This window comes from Nostoc sp. 'Peltigera membranacea cyanobiont' 210A (genome assembly GCF_002246015.1).
In the GTDB taxonomy this organism is placed as follows: domain Bacteria; phylum Cyanobacteriota; class Cyanobacteriia; order Cyanobacteriales; family Nostocaceae; genus Nostoc.
On record NZ_NOLJ01000005.1, the window covers coordinates 591,141 to 611,551 of the forward strand.

At 40.7% G+C, this 20,411-nt stretch carries 15 protein-coding genes, 2 pseudogenes, 1 CRISPR repeat array and 2 riboswitches; of the genes and pseudogenes, 8 read left to right on the forward strand and 9 right to left on the reverse strand.

Annotated features, from left to right (window positions below):
• Positions 1-49 precede the first annotated feature (49 nt).
• The 4 genes and pseudogenes from CDG76_RS18545 to CDG76_RS18560 all read left to right on the forward strand — a co-directional run bounded on the left by CDG76_RS18545 (position 50) and on the right by CDG76_RS18560 (position 4,869).
• Positions 50-568 carry a DUF29 family protein gene (locus CDG76_RS18545; protein ID WP_094350419.1) on the forward strand — a complete coding sequence of 173 codons (519 nt, stop codon included), beginning with the start codon at positions 50-52 and terminating at the stop codon, positions 566-568.
• Between the two features lie 5 nt (positions 569-573).
• Complete coding sequence (locus tag CDG76_RS18550) at positions 574-1,095, forward strand: DUF29 family protein (RefSeq protein WP_094350420.1); 522 nt, start codon at positions 574-576, stop codon at positions 1,093-1,095.
• Between the two features lie 5 nt (positions 1,096-1,100).
• Positions 1,101-1,623, forward strand: a pseudogene (locus CDG76_RS18555) (hypothetical protein).
• Positions 1,624-1,667: 44 nt separating this feature from the next.
• Positions 1,668-3,732: direct repeats of the CRISPR family, unit length 37 nt; unit sequence GTTTCAATCCCTAATAGGGATTTTGATGAATTGCAAT.
• A 306-nt stretch (positions 3,733-4,038) separates the two neighbouring features.
• Positions 4,039-4,869, forward strand: coding sequence for a dienelactone hydrolase family protein (locus CDG76_RS18560; RefSeq protein ID WP_094350421.1), 831 nt, complete (start codon positions 4,039-4,041; stop codon positions 4,867-4,869).
• A gap of 185 nt (positions 4,870-5,054) precedes the next feature.
• Here CDG76_RS18560 and CDG76_RS18565 read toward each other — a convergent pair whose 3' ends face one another.
• From CDG76_RS18565 to CDG76_RS18580, 4 genes are all read right to left on the reverse strand, one after another.
• On the reverse strand, positions 5,055-6,023 hold the full coding sequence (locus tag CDG76_RS18565) for an extracellular catalytic domain type 1 short-chain-length polyhydroxyalkanoate depolymerase (protein WP_094350422.1): 969 nt from the start codon (positions 6,021-6,023) through the stop codon (positions 5,055-5,057).
• Between the two features lie 113 nt (positions 6,024-6,136).
• On the reverse strand, positions 6,137-6,379 hold the full coding sequence (locus tag CDG76_RS18570; RefSeq protein WP_094350423.1) for a hypothetical protein: 243 nt from the start codon (positions 6,377-6,379) through the stop codon (positions 6,137-6,139).
• 282 nt (positions 6,380-6,661) lie between these two features.
• Positions 6,662-6,934, reverse strand: a complete 273-nt coding sequence (locus CDG76_RS18575) for a hypothetical protein (protein ID WP_094350424.1) — start codon at positions 6,932-6,934, stop codon at positions 6,662-6,664.
• 446 nt (positions 6,935-7,380) lie between these two features.
• Entirely contained in the window at positions 7,381-10,500 is a 3,120-nt protein-coding gene (locus CDG76_RS18580) for a hypothetical protein (protein ID WP_094350425.1), read from the reverse strand.
• Positions 10,501-10,981: 481 nt separating this feature from the next.
• Here CDG76_RS18580 and CDG76_RS38410 point away from each other — a divergent pair.
• The 3 genes and pseudogenes from CDG76_RS38410 (at position 10,982) to CDG76_RS18595 (ending at position 11,693) form a co-directional block, all read left to right on the forward strand.
• Positions 10,982-11,185: pseudogene (locus tag CDG76_RS38410) on the forward strand (high light inducible protein).
• 41 nt (positions 11,186-11,226) lie between these two features.
• Positions 11,227-11,439, forward strand: a complete 213-nt coding sequence (locus tag CDG76_RS18590) for a high light inducible protein (protein WP_094350426.1) — start codon at positions 11,227-11,229, stop codon at positions 11,437-11,439.
• A 41-nt stretch (positions 11,440-11,480) separates the two neighbouring features.
• Positions 11,481-11,693, forward strand: coding sequence for a high light inducible protein (locus tag CDG76_RS18595; protein WP_094350427.1), 213 nt, complete (start codon positions 11,481-11,483; stop codon positions 11,691-11,693).
• Between the two features lie 331 nt (positions 11,694-12,024).
• On the opposite strand, the gene CDG76_RS18600 is transcribed toward CDG76_RS18595, so the two are convergent.
• The 4 genes from CDG76_RS18600 to ntrB form a co-directional block, all read right to left on the reverse strand.
• Positions 12,025-12,645, reverse strand: a complete 621-nt coding sequence (locus CDG76_RS18600) for a universal stress protein (protein WP_094350428.1) — start codon at positions 12,643-12,645, stop codon at positions 12,025-12,027.
• Between the two features lie 233 nt (positions 12,646-12,878).
• Positions 12,879-13,094, reverse strand: a riboswitch (cyclic di-AMP (ydaO/yuaA leader).
• Positions 13,095-13,110: 16 nt separating this feature from the next.
• Positions 13,111-13,947, reverse strand: a complete 837-nt coding sequence (locus CDG76_RS18605) for an ABC transporter ATP-binding protein (protein ID WP_094350429.1) — start codon at positions 13,945-13,947, stop codon at positions 13,111-13,113.
• 55 nt (positions 13,948-14,002) lie between these two features.
• Entirely contained in the window at positions 14,003-15,445 is a 1,443-nt protein-coding gene (locus tag CDG76_RS18610; RefSeq protein ID WP_094350430.1) for an ABC transporter substrate-binding protein, read from the reverse strand.
• A gap of 87 nt (positions 15,446-15,532) precedes the next feature.
• A complete protein-coding gene (gene ntrB / locus CDG76_RS18615) occupies positions 15,533-16,384 on the reverse strand; it encodes a nitrate ABC transporter permease (RefSeq protein WP_190240895.1) in 852 nt (283 codons plus the stop codon).
• A 96-nt stretch (positions 16,385-16,480) separates the two neighbouring features.
• A riboswitch (cyclic di-AMP (ydaO/yuaA leader) is annotated at positions 16,481-16,700 on the reverse strand.
• Between the two features lie 441 nt (positions 16,701-17,141).
• Between ntrB and CDG76_RS18620 the strand changes: the two genes are divergently transcribed.
• A complete protein-coding gene (locus CDG76_RS18620; RefSeq protein ID WP_094350431.1) occupies positions 17,142-18,329 on the forward strand; it encodes a sensor histidine kinase in 1,188 nt (395 codons plus the stop codon).
• A 230-nt stretch (positions 18,330-18,559) separates the two neighbouring features.
• On the opposite strand, the gene CDG76_RS18625 is transcribed toward CDG76_RS18620, so the two are convergent.
• Complete coding sequence (locus CDG76_RS18625) at positions 18,560-19,870, reverse strand: aminopeptidase P N-terminal domain-containing protein (protein WP_094350432.1); 1,311 nt, start codon at positions 19,868-19,870, stop codon at positions 18,560-18,562.
• Between the last annotated feature and the right edge of the window lie 541 nt (positions 19,871-20,411).

A 20,411-nucleotide genomic window follows, 5' to 3' on the forward strand; every position in this document is an offset into this window, starting at 1 on the left:
GTGATTGTTATATTGAAATTAGCATAATAGAATTTTGAGGTTAATAGAAATGACACAGGAATTAATAGACCTCAGAACTTGTATCCAGGAAGGACGTTACGCAGATGCCTTGGCAATTGTAGATGAATTAGAGGGCATGAGTAAACAAGCTATTCTACGGAATATCCAAGCTTATTTAAGGATTCTACTAATTCATTTGATTAAGAATCAACTAGAGAAGCGCTTAACAAATTCTTGGGTTGCTTCTATTCGTAATTCACTTATAGAAATTAAAAAACTCAATCTTAAAGACAATAAAAAATCCTATTATATCAATTTAAACGAATGGGATACCTATATTGAAGATGAACTAGAAGTAGCAGTGCGTGATGCCAGTGTAGAAGTTTTAAATGGAATGTATAATGAATTCCAACTGGCTGAAATGGTAGATAGAAACCAGATAATTCAGACTGCTTTGAACTTTTTGGCACTAATTTATTCCTATTCAGCTAAGGAGTTACCCGCAGTCGTGGCTGAAGCTTTAACTCAGCTATCTGGTGGAGAAGATTGGAAAGCAGGTAGGCGGTAAAAAAGATGACGCAGGAATTAATAGACCTCAAAAAAAGTATTTTGGAAGGACGTTATGCAGATGCCTTGGCAATTGTTGATGAATTAGAAGGCATGAGCAAACAAGCTATTTTACGAAATATCCAAGCTTATTTAAACATTCTGCTGATTCATTTGATTAAGAACCAAGTAGAGCAACGATTAACTGGTTCATGGGCAAATTCTATTCGTAATTCCATCCGAGAAATTAAAAAGCTGAATATCAAAGATAATAAAACATCTTATTACATTAATTTAGGCGAATGGGAGAATTTGATAGAAGAGGAAGTAATTGAAGATGCGATCGCAGATGCTAGCGAGGAAGTAATGAATGGAGCATATAATCAATTCCAACTGGCTGAAATGGTAGATAGAAACCAGATAATTCAGACTGCTTTGAACTTTTTGGCACTAACTTATTCCTATTCAGCTAAGGAGTTACCCGCAGTCGTGGCTGAAGCTTTAACTCAGCTATCTGGTGGAGAAGATTGGAAAGCAGGTAGGCGGTAAAAAAGATGACGCAGGAATTAATAGACCTCAAAAAAAGTATTTTGGAAGGACGTTATGCAGATGCCTTGGCAATTGTTGATGAATTAGAAGGCATGAGTAAACAAGCTATTTTACGAAATATCCAAACTTATTTAAACATTCTGCTGATTCATTTGATTAAGAACCAAGTAGAGCAACGATTAACTGGTTCATGGGCAAATTCTATTCGTAATTCCATCCGAGAAATTAAAAAGCTGAATATCAAAGATAATAAAACATCTTATTACATTAATTTAGGCGAATGGGAGAATTTGATAGAAGAGGAAGTAATTGAAGATGCGATCGCAGATGCTAGCGAGGAAGTAATGAATGGNTAAATTTACTCGTTCTCAGTTGTCAGCAATGCTAGATAAAAGCCAGATTTTAATTACAACTACTAGTTTACTAGCTTTAACATATACTTATTCATCAAAGGAATTACCAGCGGTTATGGATGATTATCTCAGTCAGTTAGCTGGTGGAGAAGATTGGATAAATCGGGAAAAATAAGGCTATCGCTATTTGTCTAGTATTGATACTAACTTTACTTGATTCTTTCAATCCCTAATAGGGATTTTGATGAATTGCAATAAATACTTTTCCGCTCTTTGGGTAAAAAGCAGCATGTTTCAATCCCTAATAGGGATTTTGATGAATTGCAATTATCGTCCCTCAATAATTATCATACCGTCATTATGGTTTCAATCCCTAATAGGGATTTTGATGAATTGCAATAGTTGGTTAAATTGCCCAGTAGTTAAGTCCCCTGTTTCAATCCCTAATAGGGATTTTGATGAATTGCAATTCTTTCCTGGTCGTTTTTAGCATTGTTAATTTGATTGTTTCAATCCCTAATAGGGATTTTGATGAATTGCAATTTTTTGAATCATCAGCAAAATCCGACAAATTTCTAAGGCTACGTTTCAATCCCTAATAGGGATTTTGATGAATTGCAATGGGTTTCGTTTCATGCGAGTTCATCATTGGGTACATTGTTTCAATCCCTAATAGGGATTTTGATGAATTGCAATGTTAGAAAGATTTAAGATGTTCCTGATTGTTTCTGAGTTTCAATCCCTAATAGGGATTTTGATGAATTGCAATCCATTAAGATGCACATTAAAAAACTCTCAGATGAGTTTCAATCCCTAATAGGGATTTTGATGAATTGCAATCTAGTTTTTGATGGTCAGATTGTAGGTAGTTCTGATGTTTCAATCCCTAATAGGGATTTTGATGAATTGCAATCGCATGATCCCTGAGTGGATAGAGGAATACAGTAAGTTTCAATCCCTAATAGGGATTTTGATGAATTGCAATTAGCCCTTGCTTCTACTCGTAAAGAGTTGTATGTTTCAATCCCTAATAGGGATTTTGATGAATTGCAATTGGTAAATCTCGTGTTACTTCTAGGCAGGAATTGTTGTTTCAATCCCTAATAGGGATTTTGATGAATTGCAATTGCGGTGGTACTGGCTGTAGTGGCAAGTGTATCAGTGTTTCAATCCCTAATAGGGATTTTGATGAATTGCAATCTGCGAGAGTAAGATTGTGAACCGTCGGGCTTTTCGTTTCAATCCCTAATAGGGATTTTGATGAATTGCAATTTTCATCAGCGATCGCATCCGGTGTCCAGAAGCATTCGTTTCAATCCCTAATAGGGATTTTGATGAATTGCAATTCAAGAAAGTATGATCACAGAATCAATAAGAGAAGAATTGTTTCAATCCCTAATAGGGATTTTGATGAATTGCAATCTTGCTCGTTCAACTTCTTGATTTTTGCTTTTAATGTTTCAATCCCTAATAGGGATTTTGATGAATTGCAATTTGACGGCTCCCCCAGAATCGCAGGGCAATGGATTGCAACGTTTCAATCCCTAATAGGGATTTTGATGAATTGCAATCCTCTCACTTCGCCGTTGGGCAATGGGTTGCAATCGTTTCAATCCCTAATAGGGATTTTGATGAATTGCAATCAAGCCGCCTTCCGGCGTGGATACTAGATTTATGTTTCAATCCCTAATAGGGATTTTGATGAATTGCAATACGAGTAGGTGGTAAGTCTATCTGGGATTTACCTGTTTCAATCCCTAATAGGGATTTTGATGAATTGCAATCAAAACATCTTTTCGCTGACTGGCTGGGCTTGGATGTTTCAATCCCTAATAGGGATTTTGATGAATTGCAATACCCTGGTTATTCGCTCTGCTGTATGTATGCTTTGTTTCAATCCCTAATAGGGATTTTGATGAATTGCAATGAATATCCCGATGATGTAAATCAGCGGACAAGTTTCAATCCCTAATAGGGATTTTGATGAATTGCAATTGCATCCGCTAGAGCTTCTCCTAAAGTCTTGGCGATTATGTTTCAATCCCTAATAGGGATTTTGATGAATTGCAATTCGGAGTCAATTCGCAAAGTCCAGTTGTGGGATGTTTCAATCCCTAATAGGGATTTTGATGAATTGCAATGTCTACTAGCGCTGCTTTGCATTGGATGTCCTTAAGTTTCAATCCCTAATAGGGATTTTGATGAATTGCAATTGATCTATCTAAGTAACTCAACCATCCACTTTAAGTTTCAATCCCTAATAGGGATTTTGATGAATTGCAATAGCAGGAGCCTGAAAGCCAAGCTATATTTAGTTTTCAAGGTGCGGTTGCGCGAATCTAAAGTGATCATAGCATTAGAGAATTCGTTTGGAAAGAGTGTTGGGAAAAGTTGAAGGCTGAAACCTAATTACTGTAAGCATTTCAGAGATTGCGCGGATGAATTTGGATAATTAGTGGGGTGAAACGCTTGCTGGTGTTGAGATAGAAGCACTTTTTTTCGGGTATGAAATTTGTACACCTACCCCTCCGCGCATTTGACCATACAGTAACCTAAATATAAGGGAACTTAGTAATTCAACGTAGAGATGATGAAAGAAATAACGCGCCGCAAATTTATTGCAACAGCTACAGTGGCGACAGGTTTTGCCCTCGCAGTACAACCCATTTCTGCTGGAGTCATCACTACTGATGCCAAGGGCTTAGTAGCTGGTGCAGTGAAAATTCCCGTCAAAGATGGCGAAATTCCTGCCTATAGAGCAGCACCAGCTACTGGTGAAAATTTCCCAATTGTTCTGGTAATCCAGGAAATCTTTGGTGTACACGAGCATATCCAGGATATCACTCGTCGCTTTGCTCGGTTGGGATATTTAGCGATCGCACCAGAATTATTTGTGCGTGAAGGCGATGTCTCGAAGTTAAGCAATATAGACGAAATTCGTCCAATTGTCGCCAAAGTACCAGATGCCCAGGTGTTATCCGATCTTGATTCCACAGTAGAGTGGGCAAAGAAGTCAGCTAAGGGCAATGGCGAGAAATTGGGAATTACAGGCTTCTGCTGGGGCGGGCGCATTACTTGGTTATATGCGGCACATAATCCCCAGGTAAAGGCAGGTGTGGCGTGGTACGGGAAGCTTGTAGGCGATGCTACCGAACTTCAGCCCAAGTATCCCGTTGAGATTGCATCAAAACTGACAGTCCCTATTCTCGGACTCTATGGTGGGAAGGATACAGGTATTACTCTTGATACAGTAGAGCAGATGCGCGATCGCTTAAAGTCCAGCAGTAGCAAATCTGAAATTATCGTCTATCCCAATGCACCCCACGCATTTTTTGCCGATTATCGCCCCTCCTACCGTGAAAAAGAAGCTCAGGATGGTTGGAAACGCCTCTTGGGATGGTTTAAGGAAAATGGTGTTTAAAAAAACGTGAGTTCGATGCACAGGATTTTGACCTCACCCCCAGCCCCTCTCCTAACAGGAGAGGGGAGCAAAAAGCCTAATTTTTCGTTGCTCCTCCCTCTCCTCTCTTCGAGACGCTTCGCGAACGCAGGAGAGGGAGGCTGGGTGGGTGAGGTCTGTCGAATTCACGTTAAAAAATTAGCGACTCATGAACTGTGATGCTGAAAAAAGTCCCAAATTGTTTCACTGGCGTTCAGCCCCAGCTTGGCATTGAATTTGTTTAGGCTCTCGTCAGTTGAAGAACCACCAGGCCAGAAATGTCCACCGTTTACTACCGCTAGCTGCCAGACTTCTGAGTCGCCACTACAACCTGTGTAGATAGCGGTTTTCACTTTATCTTCAGAAAAATTCGGAGATTGATTAGATAAGGTACATCGATCGTGCGTAGACGCGAAGCGGCTTGTCGTCAGACATCGCCAAAACTCTACCATGTCTGAGATCGAAACCAGCGCTCCTCGTTGAGTGCGATCGTCACCTTCATAAAGTACGTCGCGATCGTTTGTACCGTTGATCGTTAACATCGATATGGGAGTTTGATGCTGACAATTAGGTTTGAGTCTAACTGGGAGCGAACCAGCTACTGATGCAAAACCAGCAATTTTATCAGGTAACTTACAAGCCAGTGCTTGGGTAAGTATGCCACCTCTAGAAAAACCGGTGGCATAAACTTTATGACTATCAATATTAAGTTGCTGCTGAAGATGATTAATCAAAGCACTGACAAACAAAACATCATCTACCCTTCCTTGAGCGTTACCTCTAAGGCTCCATTTTTGGTCAATTCCATCTGGATAAACAACAATAAATCCTTTTTGCTCTGCTAATTCATTGAAGCGAGTTACATTACTGATAGACCGACCATTACCATCATCTCCATGAAATACTAAAACTAACGGCATCGGGCTGTCTAAATTATAAGATTTTGGAGTGTAAAAGTAGTAATTACGTAACTTTCCTTGATTGTATAGTTCTCCATAATTATCACCAATCAAGATTTTGTCTTTAGTTATACTTTTTTCATCAGCCTGAATTGAATCACAGGCTGTTACTAAACTAATTCCTATTATAAATATTAAAAGTTTTTTAAAAACCTGAGAATTTTGATATATATTCATGTTGATTAAATTGACTTATGTCAGCTACTTGTATTTACTTCTAAGTCTTATTCAGCAACAAAATTTTAACTAATAGAGGCTAACAGCTTTAGTTGTTAGCCTCTATTTAGATATTAAACTCTGACATTTACATAACGAGCAGGAACTCTAACTTTAACCCACCTGTTACCGCGTCTTACTGTTTCCCAATGTGCAGGAATTAACTTTCGTTGATATCGGACGACAACAGGTTTACGCACAATAGCAGCTCTATGAACATTGGGTCTAACAATGATTTCTGCCGCTGATGCTTGTGACGGCAAGGAGGAAATTGCAAATGGGAGAGCAAGTAATGTACCTAATAAAATACGTTTCATGTTCAAATCTCCATCAATTAATTTTCTTGAGTTTTATACAGCATTTATCAATAATTTGTGAACAGATATTCTTATCTGTTAACTTTACAGGAAGTTTTGTTTGTTGCACGAGTTAATTGATTTGCTGTATTGCTCTGAGTTTAAAATACTAAATCAGAAAACACAGTGGAATAAAGTCATAACTTAAGTATGACTTTATTCACATTTGGAACTTTGGACAAAAAAAAAGGGAGTTGAGAACTCCTCTTTTGTTAGTATTATTTATTACTTAATTATTTAGCTTTACTGAATTTTATATACGATCATAGCAATCAATACGGCAAGACCTAGCGCTCTACGAAAATAATTAACGCCTTGAAATAGCTCCATCCACGCCCAAGTAAACAAGGCGCCATTTGCCAAAAAGTCTAACACTGTATTGATTTTACCACTGGTAAAAACTAGGGTTAGCAAACTAGCTACTATCCAAAGAATCAGTGGTGGGTTTGGCATTTCAGCCAAAACAATTTTGCCATTGCTGTCACGGAAGGTTTTATCAACTAATGTATTTTCCATTGTTTGAGATTGCTACTTAGGTAATAGTTATTAACTTGCAAAAATTACGGAGTGATGTATTGATAAGAGACTGAGTTTTGATTGCAAGCTATTTAATAATATTAAAACATTAAACAAAATCTATTTCCACCCATCTAATTGCTGAGATTAGAGCAGTAAAGGATATTCATATATGACTATATTGAAAGGCATACTTGTAGCAATTCAATTAATGATTGCAACACATCTTTGAGTAAAGACGCGATGAATCGCGTCTCTACAGATGGTCTATTTGTCGCATTCTTTTTTCAAATTGGTATTACACGAAATCTGTCAATACGTATTTTTTCCTTTTCTTTCTTCTTTACCAGATGCTACGCGTAGCTTGCTTCTGCGTAGGAGTATTCATCCTTAACATAGAAAAGCCTCCCATTCTGGGAGGCTGAAAAGTTAGCGGAGACAACTTGTTAAACTACAGCGATCGCTCCTCCTAATGCAGAGAAAATGGCGGAGACGAATGCTGTGGCAAACAGCCACCACGCTGCTGTAGCTGCGGCTTTGCGGGTTTCTTCTGCTTGCCGCTGTGCTTGATGCTTTACCTGTTCTAGACGGCGTTGGGCTTCGTGCTGTATGCGTTCTGCACGTTGCAATACTGTGTTGCGTGCCCGTTCAATCTGGTCGATGATCCGGTTGGCATCTTCTTCGGAGATGTCCTCACGAGAACTCATAATTGCCACTAGGGTATCACGGTCAAAGGAGGACAGGCGATCGCGCAGGGCATCGAAACCAGCCTGGGGATCGTCAAAAACTGTGCGAATATCGCGCTTAATACTGTCATAGTTAAGTTCTGGGCGATCCAGGGAGTTGAGATAGTTACGAATGCGGGCGAAAACCCCGTCAATTGCATCTTGAATGCCCCGTTGAATGCTTCGTACTTGTTCGACAAATTGATCCCTTACGGACACCATATTATCGGCAATCCGTGCTGCTTCTTCATCAGAAATATCTTCCCGAATTTTCAGCAGGGCGATGATGGTATCACGGTCAAACTGGGAAAGGCGATCGCCAAAACTTTCTACGCCGACTCGCGGATCGTGCAACAATAATTGCAAGTCGCGTTTAATACCTTCAGGATTGAGTTCTTCCTTACCAGTTTGGCGCAGATACTCTTCGAGATAACCTTTGAATGTTTCGACTCTCTGCTGTGTACGGCTAGCTAGGCGACGAGGCGCACGTACAAAGTTGCGAATCGAAGTTTGGGTGGAATCAATGATTTCATTGACTTGTTCTTCACTCAAGTCTTGGCGTTGACTGAGTAATTTCACTAGTGTATCCCGGTCTACCTGCGACAATCTACGGCGCAGTGCGACGGCTCCCTCTTTGGGATTTTCAAACAATCTGGTCAAGTCTCGCCCAATACCTTCAGGATTGAGTTCTTGTTTACCAGTATTCCGTAGATAATCTGCGATCGTCGTTGTCACAGAGTCGTATTGCTCTTTCGCTTTATCCACTACAGCTTGGGGTGTGTGGCGAATACTATGCCATGACTCCTCAGTTGTATTGATGATTTGATTAACTTGATCTTCACTTAAATCTTCCCGCTGACTCAACAATTGCACTAAGGTATCGCGATCAAAGCGAGACAACCGCGCCCGAATTGAGCTAATTCCAGCTTGAGGATCTTCCAGTAACCTTTTGAAGTCAGCACGGATAGCATCAGGATTCAGTTCTGATTTGCCTGTGTTACGCAGATATGATTCTACATTCAGCCACAGGGTTTCTGCTTGATATTGTGCCTGTTCTGCTAGTCCTTTGGATTCTACCAAGACGCGATCGCGTTGTTTTTCCAACTCATCAAGAATGCTGTCTACTTCATATAACTGGACATCATTACGTTGTAACAATATCTCCCGAATTTCTTGGCGCTCAATGTGCGCTAGTCGCAATGTCAGGGTTTCATAATCTGCCTCTGAGTCTTCCAACAGTGGTTTAAAATTCTGCTCAATGCCTTCAGGTGTCAAATCTGCCTTGGGAGTAACGAGTAAATAACTTTCTACTGCGCGTTGCAAGTCTTGGACTATCTCTCTTTCTTCAACAGCTCTCACTGTTACTACCACTTCTTGGCGGACAATTTCTAGCTGATTTGCAATGCGCTGAATTTGGGCTTGGGTAAGCAATCCCCGTTGTTGCAGAATATTGGCAAAATCATTGCGGGATAGTAACTCTAGTTCCCGGCGGACGATTCCAGGGTCGGCTGCTGGGTCGTAGATGACATCACGAAATTCCTGGGCAATTTTTTCTGGACTCAGTTGCCAAGCATAAGTGTTGTGCAGGTAGTTTTCGACATCAGCCCGAATTGGGCTATAAGGTTGTGATGGTGTTGGCAACCCTAGCTTATCTGCTTGTTGAGTGACTTTATCTTTGGCGGTGGTGAGACTACGCAAGATTTTTTCCACATCCAAATCAGGCAAATCTGCCCGTCCCAACACAGTGGCGGTTAAAGCAGATAGTCCTTGCTGGATTGTACTTTGAATTGGCCCAGAGGCTGCCTTTTGGTTTTGGTCAGATTCTTTGGAACCACTCTTTTCTGCTAATAACCGATCCAGTTTGGCGTTGAGTTCATCTGTTTTGGTTTGTCCTGGTTGGAGTGATTTCAAATAATCCATCAACTCACCCAAACGATCTTCGGTGGGTGCTTGCTGACCCACCACTTGCTGCCAAACTTTATACAATGTATCAGCAATCCGGCTAACATCTTTTTTGGAAAGATCGGTGCGGCTGCTGACTAACTCGATAAACTTTTGGCGGTCGATGTTGCGGATATCTGGAGTCCCAGCGATCGCTTTTAATTGGGGATCGTTGAGTAAATTTTCAAAATCACTCCGAATCTTTGACACATCGAGTTCTGGAGGACGGATCTTTTCTAAGTAATCTTCAATGTTTTCCCGGATACTTATGGGGTCGATGGCGCTTCCGAGTTCTCGACGGACAGCAGCGGCGGCGGCTTCAGCTGTGGCTACCACTTGGCTATTGACAGCTTTAGCGCCTAGTGCGGCGGTAGCAGTCCCCATAATCGCCTGAAACCCAGATGTTGCCGTATTGACAACTGAGCCAATTAAGGAGCCTACGGTGGTGGAACTGACCCAAACTAGGAGCAAAAAGTAAGCACCCCAAATCACTAAACCGAGAATCGCTCCCAATCCTCGGTCTGAGATCACAAGGCTCAATTTTACTGCTAGGTAAGAAGCGATTAATAAGGCGACAGTCACAGTGAATAATGTCCAAATACCCACTGCTGTGCCGATTTTGCGAATGCTGCCGCCCAAACTTCCGACTTCCCCATTATCTGAATCCGAATCAGATGAGTGCCCCAGGTAGGAAATACCGGCTGCAAGGGAGAGATTAGTTAGAACTAATTGGAAAGCAAAGGCAAGAATCACGCCGGAGATTAAAGCTACAAAAAAGCGCGGCCCAGAAATGAGAACTGATGCCTGTTCTGGCGTGACGTTTGAGGATTCTACTGGAACCTGTGCTAACCACAATAGTGGTTTGTAGAGTCCCACCATGATTTCCGTACTTTGGAACATTGGATTTCCTTCTACCTACTAAGTTTAAATTTGGGGGAATTAAGAATTTCTTGAGAAGCAACTCTTAGTATTTATTATGTTTGTACCTATGGCAATACCTAACTCTTTAGATCACAATCGTAGAATTTACCTCTTTAAAGCATCTCTCCAAAGGCTGAAACCCTCATACAGCGGAAGATATAAATTTTGCTATCTCTTGGTAAAAGACATAATTAAATTGGCAAGCAATATTACTTATGTAGTGCTAATTTTAATTATTTAATTTCTAGTGATTAATTTTATTTTAATAATAGTTTGCTTTCAAATAGTTTAGATTTCTTTAAATATCTATTTTTATCACTCTCTCTAGGTGGATTTATTTATAACAATACGTTTGAGCATCGGCCAGAAGAAGTGCTTGTCTTTTGTGCCTATAGACAGAAAGCATTCTAGATATTAATAGCTACATTAAAGTTAACAAACGAATTGTTGAGGGCAGGAAATGGTAACTCCTTTTTCTAGAGATTTGCCAATAATGTCAACAGAATATAATAGTTGCGATCGCAATGATTTTCTGTTTGATTAGACTCCTCAAGCCGAAATTTTAAACGTTCGTTTTGCAATGATTGGCTTTGTTGCCTATCTGCTTTGGGATTTAGCTGGTTATAGCGTCCTACGTGACGTATTGCATCTAATTGGCTACTAGAAACTAAACACTTAAAAAGCTACTAAATTTCGGAGAAAAAAATGGCAACTCAAGAAACTCGCCCTTCTACTGATTTACCAGTTGTTGCACCCGAATACAACGGCATAGATCGCAATGCATTTTTGTTTGGCTGGACTCCTCAAGCGGAAATTTGGAACGGTCGCTTGGCAGCAATTGGCTTTCTAGCTTATTTACTTTGGGATTTAGCTGGTTATAGCGTCTTGCGTGACGTTTTACATCTGATTGGCTACTAGAAACTAAACACCTAAAAAACTATTAGATTTTGGAGAAAAAAATGGCAACTCAAGAAACTCGTCCTTCTACCGATTTACCAGTTGTTGCACCCGCATACAATGGTATAGACCGCAATGCATTTTTGTTTGGTTGGACTCCTCAAGCGGAAATTTGGAATGGTCGCTTGGCAGCTATTGGCTTTCTTGCCTATTTGCTTTGGGACTTAGCTGGTTATAGTGTCCTGCGCGACGTTTTACATCTGATTGGCTATTAGTCGTCTGCCACAAACATTATCACAGGTTAAGATATGTTTGTAGTAAGCACTTAAGTGCTTATAGCGCTTCCCATTCAGAGACGGTACAACATTGCACCAATTTGGCAAATTTACCAAGATTGTTAATTCGTAGGTTGGGTTTTGTTCCTCAACCCAACCTACACATTTTTATTTTTTAGCCTTAGCAGTATTGCATTGGCTTCTATAAATGCTTGCCAGTTTTCCATATACTCTCGAAGTTTATTTATTGAGTAGCAAAAAAGTCACCTAGTTTTAGGTGACTTTTCTCCGATCAAAATTTGACAAAAATTACTGAAATTTTAAACAGCGATTATTCATCAATACAACTGGGAATACCCAAAACGGCACAGGGGAAATTAGAACCTAGAGCCTCAATCATTGGATGATTGACAGAGTTGCAACCTAAAAATAAAATATCGGCACTTTCTGATTCAACAACTTTGTTAAGTTCTGTGGAAATGGAACCAAACCGTAAATGAGATTTGAAAGAACCCTGCCATTCTTCAGCCAGACTTCGGGCTTGCCAGAGAATTATATCTGCTTGTTGTAGAGGAGTGATCGCTGTCTGTAATTTAGGTTGAGTTAATACCTGTGTGACAGACTTTGATACTTCACTAACTTGACATTCCAATGAACGCTGTTGTTGTGGAAAGCTTAAGATATTTGGATACTGATTGCTTTGATTATCTTCTAGTACATAAACGGCTTGAACTGTAACTTCTGTATTGGTGGCCAAACGCGTTTGATGGGCAATCCAAAAGGCAATATCTAATGCCGTATGACTGTTGGGAGATGCGTCATAAGCAACAATTAGATTAACTGCTTTCGCCTTTTGAGGTTTTTTAGAAAAAGGTTTGTTTGGTTCTGGCAGCAGTACCATTTGTTCAATTAAGTCATCTCGACCCGTGGCACTTTGCAGACGTGCTAACATTGGCTTAATTTGCACAGCTTTACTTCTCCTAATGAAATGAATTAGCAATGAGAAGCAGGGGGACAAATTTTGGATTTTGGACTTCGGCTTACCTCCGCTCCGGTTCCATCGAGCGAAGTCGAGATGCTCGGCAAAAGTCGCTCAGTTGAACGATTTTACACTGAGTGACGATAACCAAAATCTTAAATTAGTCAAGGAAACCCCAATAATAACTGTATTACAGCCAAAGTCTTGGGGGTTCCTTCCATTGCCTACGGAGTTAGCTGACGGGCTAAGACTGGAAGGTGTCTCTCTCTTAGGAGTGCTGTTAGCGTAAGCGGGGCGTATAGCCCGTGCTGAGTTAAAACTTTTTACTCTTAAATTGCCGCTCTCTGCAAGATTAGCCCCAAACATTGGTTCCTCCGTTCCAAATCCAGCTTTCATGAATTTGAATTAGGCTACCCACTAAAAAAATGATAATCTAATTTACTCGTCTTGGGCAAAATATCGATCCAGGAAATTTAAGGCGTGGTTGCGGAGTTCAAAATACTCTTTTGAGTTTCGCATGGCGGCGCGATCGCGTGGATGCTCAAAAGGAACTTCTAAAATCTCCCCAATACTAGCAGCTGGGCCATTGGTCATCAAAACGATGCGATCGGACATATAAATTGCTTCGTCTACATCGTGGGTAATCATCATCACTGCTTGACGATTATTTTCCCAAATATCCAATACCTGCCGCTGCAATTTGCCACGAGTTAGTGCATCTAGTGCCCCAAAAGGTTCATCCATCAGCAACATTTTGGGACGAATTGCTAAAGCTCTGGCAATACCTACTCGTTGTTTCATACCTCCAGAAATTTCATCAGGATATTTGTCAGCCGCCGCCGTCAAGTTTACCATTGCCAAGTGTTGATTTACAATGCTAATTTTCTCGGCACGATTAGCATTTTTTAGCACTTCATCTACGGCTAAACGGATATTTTCTCGCACTGTTAACCAAGGTAACAGCGAATAGTTCTGAAATACCATCATCCTCTCGGCTCCAGGCTGACGAATTTCTTGTCCATCTAGTCTTACTGAGCCGGAAGTTGCTTTTTCTAAACCAGCTACTATCTTTAGTAGAGTTGATTTTCCACAACCAGAGTGACCAATTACAGAAATATATTCATCTTCACCAATCGTCAGATTAACTCCATCTAAAACGACAAAGTTATCTTTATCAGGTGTCGGATAAGACTTGACTAAATTTTCAATTTCTAAAAATCCAGTGCGGGGCAGAACTTGGTTCTGAGTATTAATAGGTAATGAGGTATATTCCATCATCCAATGCTCCGCAAATAATTTACTCAATCAATCAAAATTTAAACTTGGTATTTTAAGACATGAAAAAACTAGAGGGAGCGTTAGCCCTGATGGCAAAACTATTCAGATAACCCACAGGATCGCTGGGGTCGAAGCCTTTCTTATCTATAAATACTTCTGGTGGTTCGACCTTGTAATCATCCTTGGGGCATTCGATGCCCATTTCTGATGCTATCTCCCGATATAAATCTGTTCTCCAGCCTTGTTCGGCAAATTTCTCAGCATTTTTGGGAAATTCCTTAATTTGTCCCCACCGCGCTGCTTGTGTCATTAACCAGATACTTCTGGATCTCCATAAAAATGTTGAGTGTTCTCCTGGCTGTTTGGGAAGGTTGTCAGGAATATCGAAGAAAATCGTGGTATCAGCAGCTTTGATGGTGCGGTCTTTGCCGTCAAAGCCGCCATAGTTATAGTTGCCGAGAATTCCCGGACTTGTAAATTTCGCGATTAGGGCATCTTTCTTTTTGGGTCTAGCACCTGTAAAGGAGCGTTCTGTAAGTAGTTCGGCAACTTCTTGGCGGTTTTCTACTTTGCTGCAATATTGGCAAGCTTCAATCATCGCCTTGACGAGGGAACGATAGGTTTTGGGGTATTTGTCAATGAAAGATTCCATCACCCCCAATAAACGATCTGGGTGTCCCAACCAGACTTCTTTACCTTGTGCGAAGGTAAAGCCGATGTTTTCGTTACCTGTTATTGCTCGTGTATTCCAGGGTTCTGCAACCATATAAGCTTGCATAGCACCAATCCGCACGTTTGTTACCATTTGGGGAGGCGGAACGATGATGATCCGAAACTCTTTAAGCGGATCGACACCAGCAGCAGCGGATACGTAACGGACAAAGTATTCGTAAATGGCGGAACTTAATACTACTGCCCAAACTCTGTTTTCTGGCGGCTGCTTGTCAAAGTAGCCTCGAAAATCGCGCCCAAAGGCTTCTAGCGCGCCATCGCCATATTGTTCTTGATACTCGTACCAGGGACGCAGCCCAAAATCCCACATGGCTTTGTTCATCGTCATAGCGTTACCGTGGCGATGGATAGTCATGGCTGCACATAAGGGGGCGTGGCGTGCGCCTTCGGCACCAATTCTGGCGTTGGTGACAGCACCAGATACGACGGGCGAAGCATCCAGACGACCAAATATTAAACCGTCGCGGGAAGTGGCCCAACTGGCCTCGCGGTTAAGTGTGACGTTCAAGCCATATTTGCGGAAGAAGCCTTTTTTCCAAGCGATCGCAAATGGCGCACAATCATTAACGGGAACGTAACCAATGGTGAGATCGGATTTTTCTAGGTCTTGGGATCTAACTAGTGGTTGTACAGCTAAGGCTTCTTCTGTTAATCCTTTGGCGGATCGATCTCCTGAAATTGCACAGGAAGATAACGCTATTCCAGTTGTGGTTGCTCCGATTCCTTTGATAAAATCTCGTCGAGTCCAGTTATTATCACCCATTTTTGTAGCTCCATTGGTGATTAATTACTCACGCTCCAGGTGCAGAGTATTGTTAGATTTTGCTGTTTTGAACTCAGCCAAATTTTGTTAGTTAGAAGTTGTAGGGCGATGGGTGACTAATTCCTGAATTTTACCCACGGCGTAATCTAAAATTAACCCAGTTAAGCCAATTATAAACACAGCTAAAAATACTGAACTTAGGTTTAAGCGACTCCATTCATCCCAGACAAAAAAGCCGATACCAACACCGCCTGTGAGCATTTCCACCGCGACGATTACTAGCCAAGCTATCCCTAAACTAATTCGTAAACCGGTAAAAATATACGGTAAGCTTGCAGGCCAAATTATTTTTGTAATCCGTCGCCAACGAGGCATTTCCAAGACTCGTGCTACATCTAAATAATCTTTGGGAACGCTAGAAACTCCTAAGGCGGTATTAATAATTGTCGGCCATAAGGAAGTAATAAATATGACAAAAATGGCGGAAGGATCTGCTAAGTTGAAAATTGCTAAGGCGATGGGTAGCCAAGCTAGAGGCGATACAGGTTTAAAAATTTGAATGATCGGATTAAGCGCTAGCATTGCCGGTCTAGACATCCCAATTAGAAACCCCAGAGGAATCGCTACTACCGCACCTAACAAAAAGCCCAGCAATACCCGACGCAGACTTGCTATCAACAACCAACCAATTCCTAAGTTGCCTGGGCCCCTCTGGTAGAAGGGATTTAAGATGTAGTCTAGATTCGCAATTAGCGCTTCTGCTGGGGTGGGCATCAATTCATGATTGGCAAGTGCAATAATCCACCACAACACTATTATTCCCAAGAAGCCTAATACAGGTAAAATGAAGACATCTCTAAGGATGATCGGTTTTGCCTTTTTCCAAGTTGCTTGTCCAGCGATCGCCGCGATCGCTGCTAAGTTTAGTTGAAATATCATTTACGACCTCAACAGATTTAAGTGCGGGTACAAAAAATCGAGCAGTACCAGCCTTGGAAACCGATGAGATCGGAACATTAGAAAAATGCCGTCTCTTCAGTCTCCTCTCAATGCCTACGAAGTTAGCTGACGGGCTAGGGCTGAGAGATGCCCTTCTGTAGAAAGTTATGAGTTATGAGTTATGAGTTACTAAATTTTATTTAATTCCTAACTCCTCACTCTCAACTCCTCACTTTCTATGAGATACGCCCCACAATTTGGTTCCTCCGCTCCAACATCACGCACTGCGATCTGTTGGATTAGGCTGACTTACTCTAAGTAAATACTAGGTTATTATGCGCATTATAACATTGGTATACATAATCTAACATAGATACTTCAGTAAAAATATCTGTCTTCTGATAGTTGTTGTTTATTTTGTTACTTAAATCAACTGCCTCTCCTAACTTTTCGCTAATTCAGAAAATTGATAATTTTGGTTATCTTGTGAATTAAATCCTTGCATAGTAAGCTAAAAAATTTTGGCAATCAAGTCACAAGGCTGTTAACTGCTAGATTTTGATTTATGATATCAAGATATATATTATACTTTTTAAGCTTTCTGTACGGATACTCATTTCACCAACAACAGAATCTGTAAAATCTATTTCTTTTGGTAGGTGAAATATCTTACTAATTTTGGTAAAAAACGACTCTAGTCGTTAAACTATTTGCATATGGAACTTTACTCATCTATCTCCTAGCTGAATTTAACATAATGGATTTTAGTCAACTCTTGGCTGAAAAAAAGGACACCATCCTTGATAAATGGATTTTAGCAGTTCGCAAGGATAGACGGATTGAAAGTGCTGATGACCTATCTTATACAGGAGTAAAGGATCACATTCCTGATGTTTTGAAAGCTATGGTGACAGTGCTTTCAAAATCTCAAGAGAATGATATTCAGTCAATGGTTACTGCCAGTTTTCAGCATGGAGCGATTCGAGCCGAACAAGGTTTTGATCCAGCAGAAATTGCTAGAGAATATCATCTGCTGCGAACAGTAATATTTGATGCTCTACAAGCAGATTTATTAAAGGGAATCCCCGCAGAGATAATTCGTTCCATGCGTTTGATTGACGCTATTATAGACGAAGCGATCGCTCGATGTTTCAAGAGTTATGTTGAGGAACGCTTGCGGGAATTACATAAGTTGCAAGCATCACTAACGCTCCATAATGAAGAACTCACGCGGCTAATTAGCGCTAATCAAGAGTATCTTTCCCAACTAGCCCACGAATTGAAACATCCTCTAACTTCCATTATTGGTTATTCGGATCTATTTTTACGCCAACAACGACGAAAGACTGAGATCAAAGACAGCTTTACCAATCTAGAACATATTGAACGCGTACTACGCAATGGTAGACAGTTACTTCATCTAATTAATGATGTACTAGAACTTTCGCGCTATGAGGCAGGACAGATAAAACTCCAATTAGCACCTACCGATGTGCGTGAATTAATCGGTAATGTGTGTGAGATGTTGGAACCTTTAGCTGCGGGAAAAAATTTACAAATCGTAGTCGATTGCGATCGCATCCCTGAAAAATTAATTACAGATTCTTTTCAGTTGCAACAAATTGTTACAAATCTTATTAGTAATGCGATTCGTTATACAGAGTCGGGGACTGTTATTATCATGTGTCAGGTGTTGGAGAAGCAGAGATGGGCGATCGCAGTTTCTGACACTGGAGTTGGCATTGCACCCGAAAACCAAGCCCAGATATTTGAACCCTACTTTCGCGTGAGTTCTAGCGATCGCCCCTATCTTCCTGATAGTACAGGATTGGGATTAGCGATCGTCTCGCGTTTAGTAAAACTATTGCAAGGCCAAATTAATCTAGCTTCACAGGTAGGTGTTGGTTCTACTTTCACCACAATTTTTCCTTTAGTGGAATTTTAGAAGTATTGGGCGACTGGAAATCAGGGCTACACAAGCAAAGTCCACCTCCGTGGACTAATACAAAATAAAGGGTTTTAAACCCACGGAGGTGGGTTTTGTATTTCGACTCCGCTCAACACAAGTCTGTATAGCCAAGCCAGTGCGGTCTTGGGGGTTTCCCCCATGAGCAACTGGCGCGCCATTTCAATCGCCGGGCTTTTTTTAGGGATGATGTCTACCATCGCCATTTTTTATCTTTCGATTTCATCTATTTCTTTGGGAACCCCCGCAGTTAACACCTCATGTCCCCCAGGTGTAACTAAGACATCATCCTCAATCCGAATGCCAATGCCAACCCATCGAGGATCGGTCTGTGGCTGGTCTTCTGCTAGTTTAGTATCTGGCACAATATATAGTCCCGGTTCCACTGTCAAAATTTGACCTGGTTGTAAAATCTGTGGTTTATCTTCACCATGCTGATAAACACCGACATCATGGACATCTAAACCTAACCAATGACTGGTGCGGTGCATATAATATGGTTTATATTTCTCTTCTTCAATTAACTGATCGATTTCACCTTTGAGAATGCCAAGTTCGACTAAACCTTCTGTGAGAACGCGCACTGCTGTATCATGAACTAATTTGAAGGGATTACCTGGTTGGACTTGAGCGATCGCTTGTTTTTGCGCCTCCAAAACAATCTCATACAGTGTCTTTTGTTCTGGCGTAAATTTACCCCCGACAGGAAATGTCCGCGTAATATCGGAATTGTAATAACCATAAGCACAACCAGCATCAATTAGCAGTAATTCTCCATCCTGCATTTGACGATTATTCTCAATATAGTGCAGTACGCAAGCATTTACGCCAGAAGCCACAATGGAAGGATAAGCTGGCCCCATTCCACCCCGCACTCGAAAAATGCGTTCCATCTCCGCCTGGATTTCGTACTCATAACGTCCTGGTGCGGCAATTTCTTGGGCATAATTGTGTGCTTCAGTTGCGATCGCAGCTGCTTGACGCATCAATTCCAACTCAGCTTCGCTTTTGATCAATCTCATACTGTTGAGTACAGGGCCAGTATCTTCAATAGCGATCGGACCTGTACCGCGCTTCGGATAAGTCCGCAATAAACTTTGGTAATGTTTGAGGATTTGATCATTAAAATTGCGATCGCGTCCTAAGTGATAGTAAATCCGGCTGGCTTTTTCTAAATACTGCGGTAACTTTTCATCTAACTCGCTAATCGGGTAAGCTTCATCAGCGCCATAAATTTCTTTGGCTGCATCTACCCCACAAAGATAACCAGTCCATACTTCCTTTTCGCGATCCTTCGGTTGGACAAACAGCACAAACCGGTGTTCTGAATGATGCGGCGCTAACACTGCTACTGCTTGTGGCTCATTAAAACCAGTCAAGTAAAAAAAATCACTTTCTTGGCGATAAACATACTCGACATCGTTGTGCATCACTGCCATTGGCGCACTGCGAAAAATGGCTGTCCCATCACCAATTTTTGCCATTAATTGCTCGCGACGTTGCCGATATTCTGCTTGCATAGTTGATCTACTTCTAAAAGTATTGTGTTATTTTACACTTTTGGCAACTAGCAGATGCACAGATGATGCCTCTTAATAGTTGCTAATCTAAGTTATTCTAACCAATATTTGTTTCCACTTAAGTTATAAATCAGTGGAGAATAATCAATTATCTCGAAAGACTCAGATCCCCGACTTCTTAAAGAAGTCGGGGATCTTGTTGTTATCGAATAATTGAGGATATCCATGAAGTTAAATAAGTTTTAAACGTTTATTTTATACAAACTTTGTGATTTCAGACATTTAACAATACATAGTAAAAAATATGTCTAATCAGCCCCTAATAAAAAAAGCGATCGCGTCTATTTTAATTAAGTCTGTCTAATTAAACATAAAATAAATGTCTGGTTCGTAGGTACATTTTTGATACAACCTTCAAATGTCAAAGAACATAGATAAAAAATGATTATTTTATCTATCAATAATCATATATAAATTACAAAACATATTTTACAATTGTTTATATAGGACTTGAAAATTTTAGAATAATAGTTTAAAACAA

Excerpts from the sequence above, each read along its gene's own strand:
- CDG76_RS18545 (WP_094350419.1), top strand. The coding sequence starts at position 50 with ATGACACAGGAATTAATAGACCTCAGAACTTGTATCCAGGAAGGACGT.
- CDG76_RS18590 (WP_094350426.1), top strand. The coding sequence starts at position 11,227 with ATGGCAACTCAAGAAACTCGCCCTTCTACTGATTTACCAGTTGTTGCA.
- CDG76_RS18625 (WP_094350432.1), bottom strand. The coding sequence starts at position 19,870 with ATGCAAGCAGAATATCGGCAACGTCGCGAGCAATTAATGGCAAAAATT.
- ntrB (WP_190240895.1), bottom strand. The coding sequence starts at position 16,384 with ATGATATTTCAACTAAACTTAGCAGCGATCGCGGCGATCGCTGGACAA.
- CDG76_RS18595 (WP_094350427.1), top strand. The coding sequence starts at position 11,481 with ATGGCAACTCAAGAAACTCGTCCTTCTACCGATTTACCAGTTGTTGCA.
- CDG76_RS18550 (WP_094350420.1), top strand. The coding sequence starts at position 574 with ATGACGCAGGAATTAATAGACCTCAAAAAAAGTATTTTGGAAGGACGT.
- CDG76_RS18610 (WP_094350430.1), bottom strand. The coding sequence starts at position 15,445 with ATGGGTGATAATAACTGGACTCGACGAGATTTTATCAAAGGAATCGGA.
- CDG76_RS18570 (WP_094350423.1), bottom strand. The coding sequence starts at position 6,379 with ATGAAACGTATTTTATTAGGTACATTACTTGCTCTCCCATTTGCAATT.
- CDG76_RS18560 (WP_094350421.1), top strand. The coding sequence starts at position 4,039 with ATGAAAGAAATAACGCGCCGCAAATTTATTGCAACAGCTACAGTGGCG.
- CDG76_RS18620 (WP_094350431.1), top strand. The coding sequence starts at position 17,142 with ATGGATTTTAGTCAACTCTTGGCTGAAAAAAAGGACACCATCCTTGAT.
- CDG76_RS18575 (WP_094350424.1), bottom strand. The coding sequence starts at position 6,934 with ATGGAAAATACATTAGTTGATAAAACCTTCCGTGACAGCAATGGCAAA.
- CDG76_RS18605 (WP_094350429.1), bottom strand. The coding sequence starts at position 13,947 with ATGGAATATACCTCATTACCTATTAATACTCAGAACCAAGTTCTGCCC.
- CDG76_RS18580 (WP_094350425.1), bottom strand. The coding sequence starts at position 10,500 with ATGTTCCAAAGTACGGAAATCATGGTGGGACTCTACAAACCACTATTG.
- CDG76_RS18565 (WP_094350422.1), bottom strand. The coding sequence starts at position 6,023 with ATGAATATATATCAAAATTCTCAGGTTTTTAAAAAACTTTTAATATTT.
- CDG76_RS18600 (WP_094350428.1), bottom strand. The coding sequence starts at position 12,645 with ATGTTAGCACGTCTGCAAAGTGCCACGGGTCGAGATGACTTAATTGAA.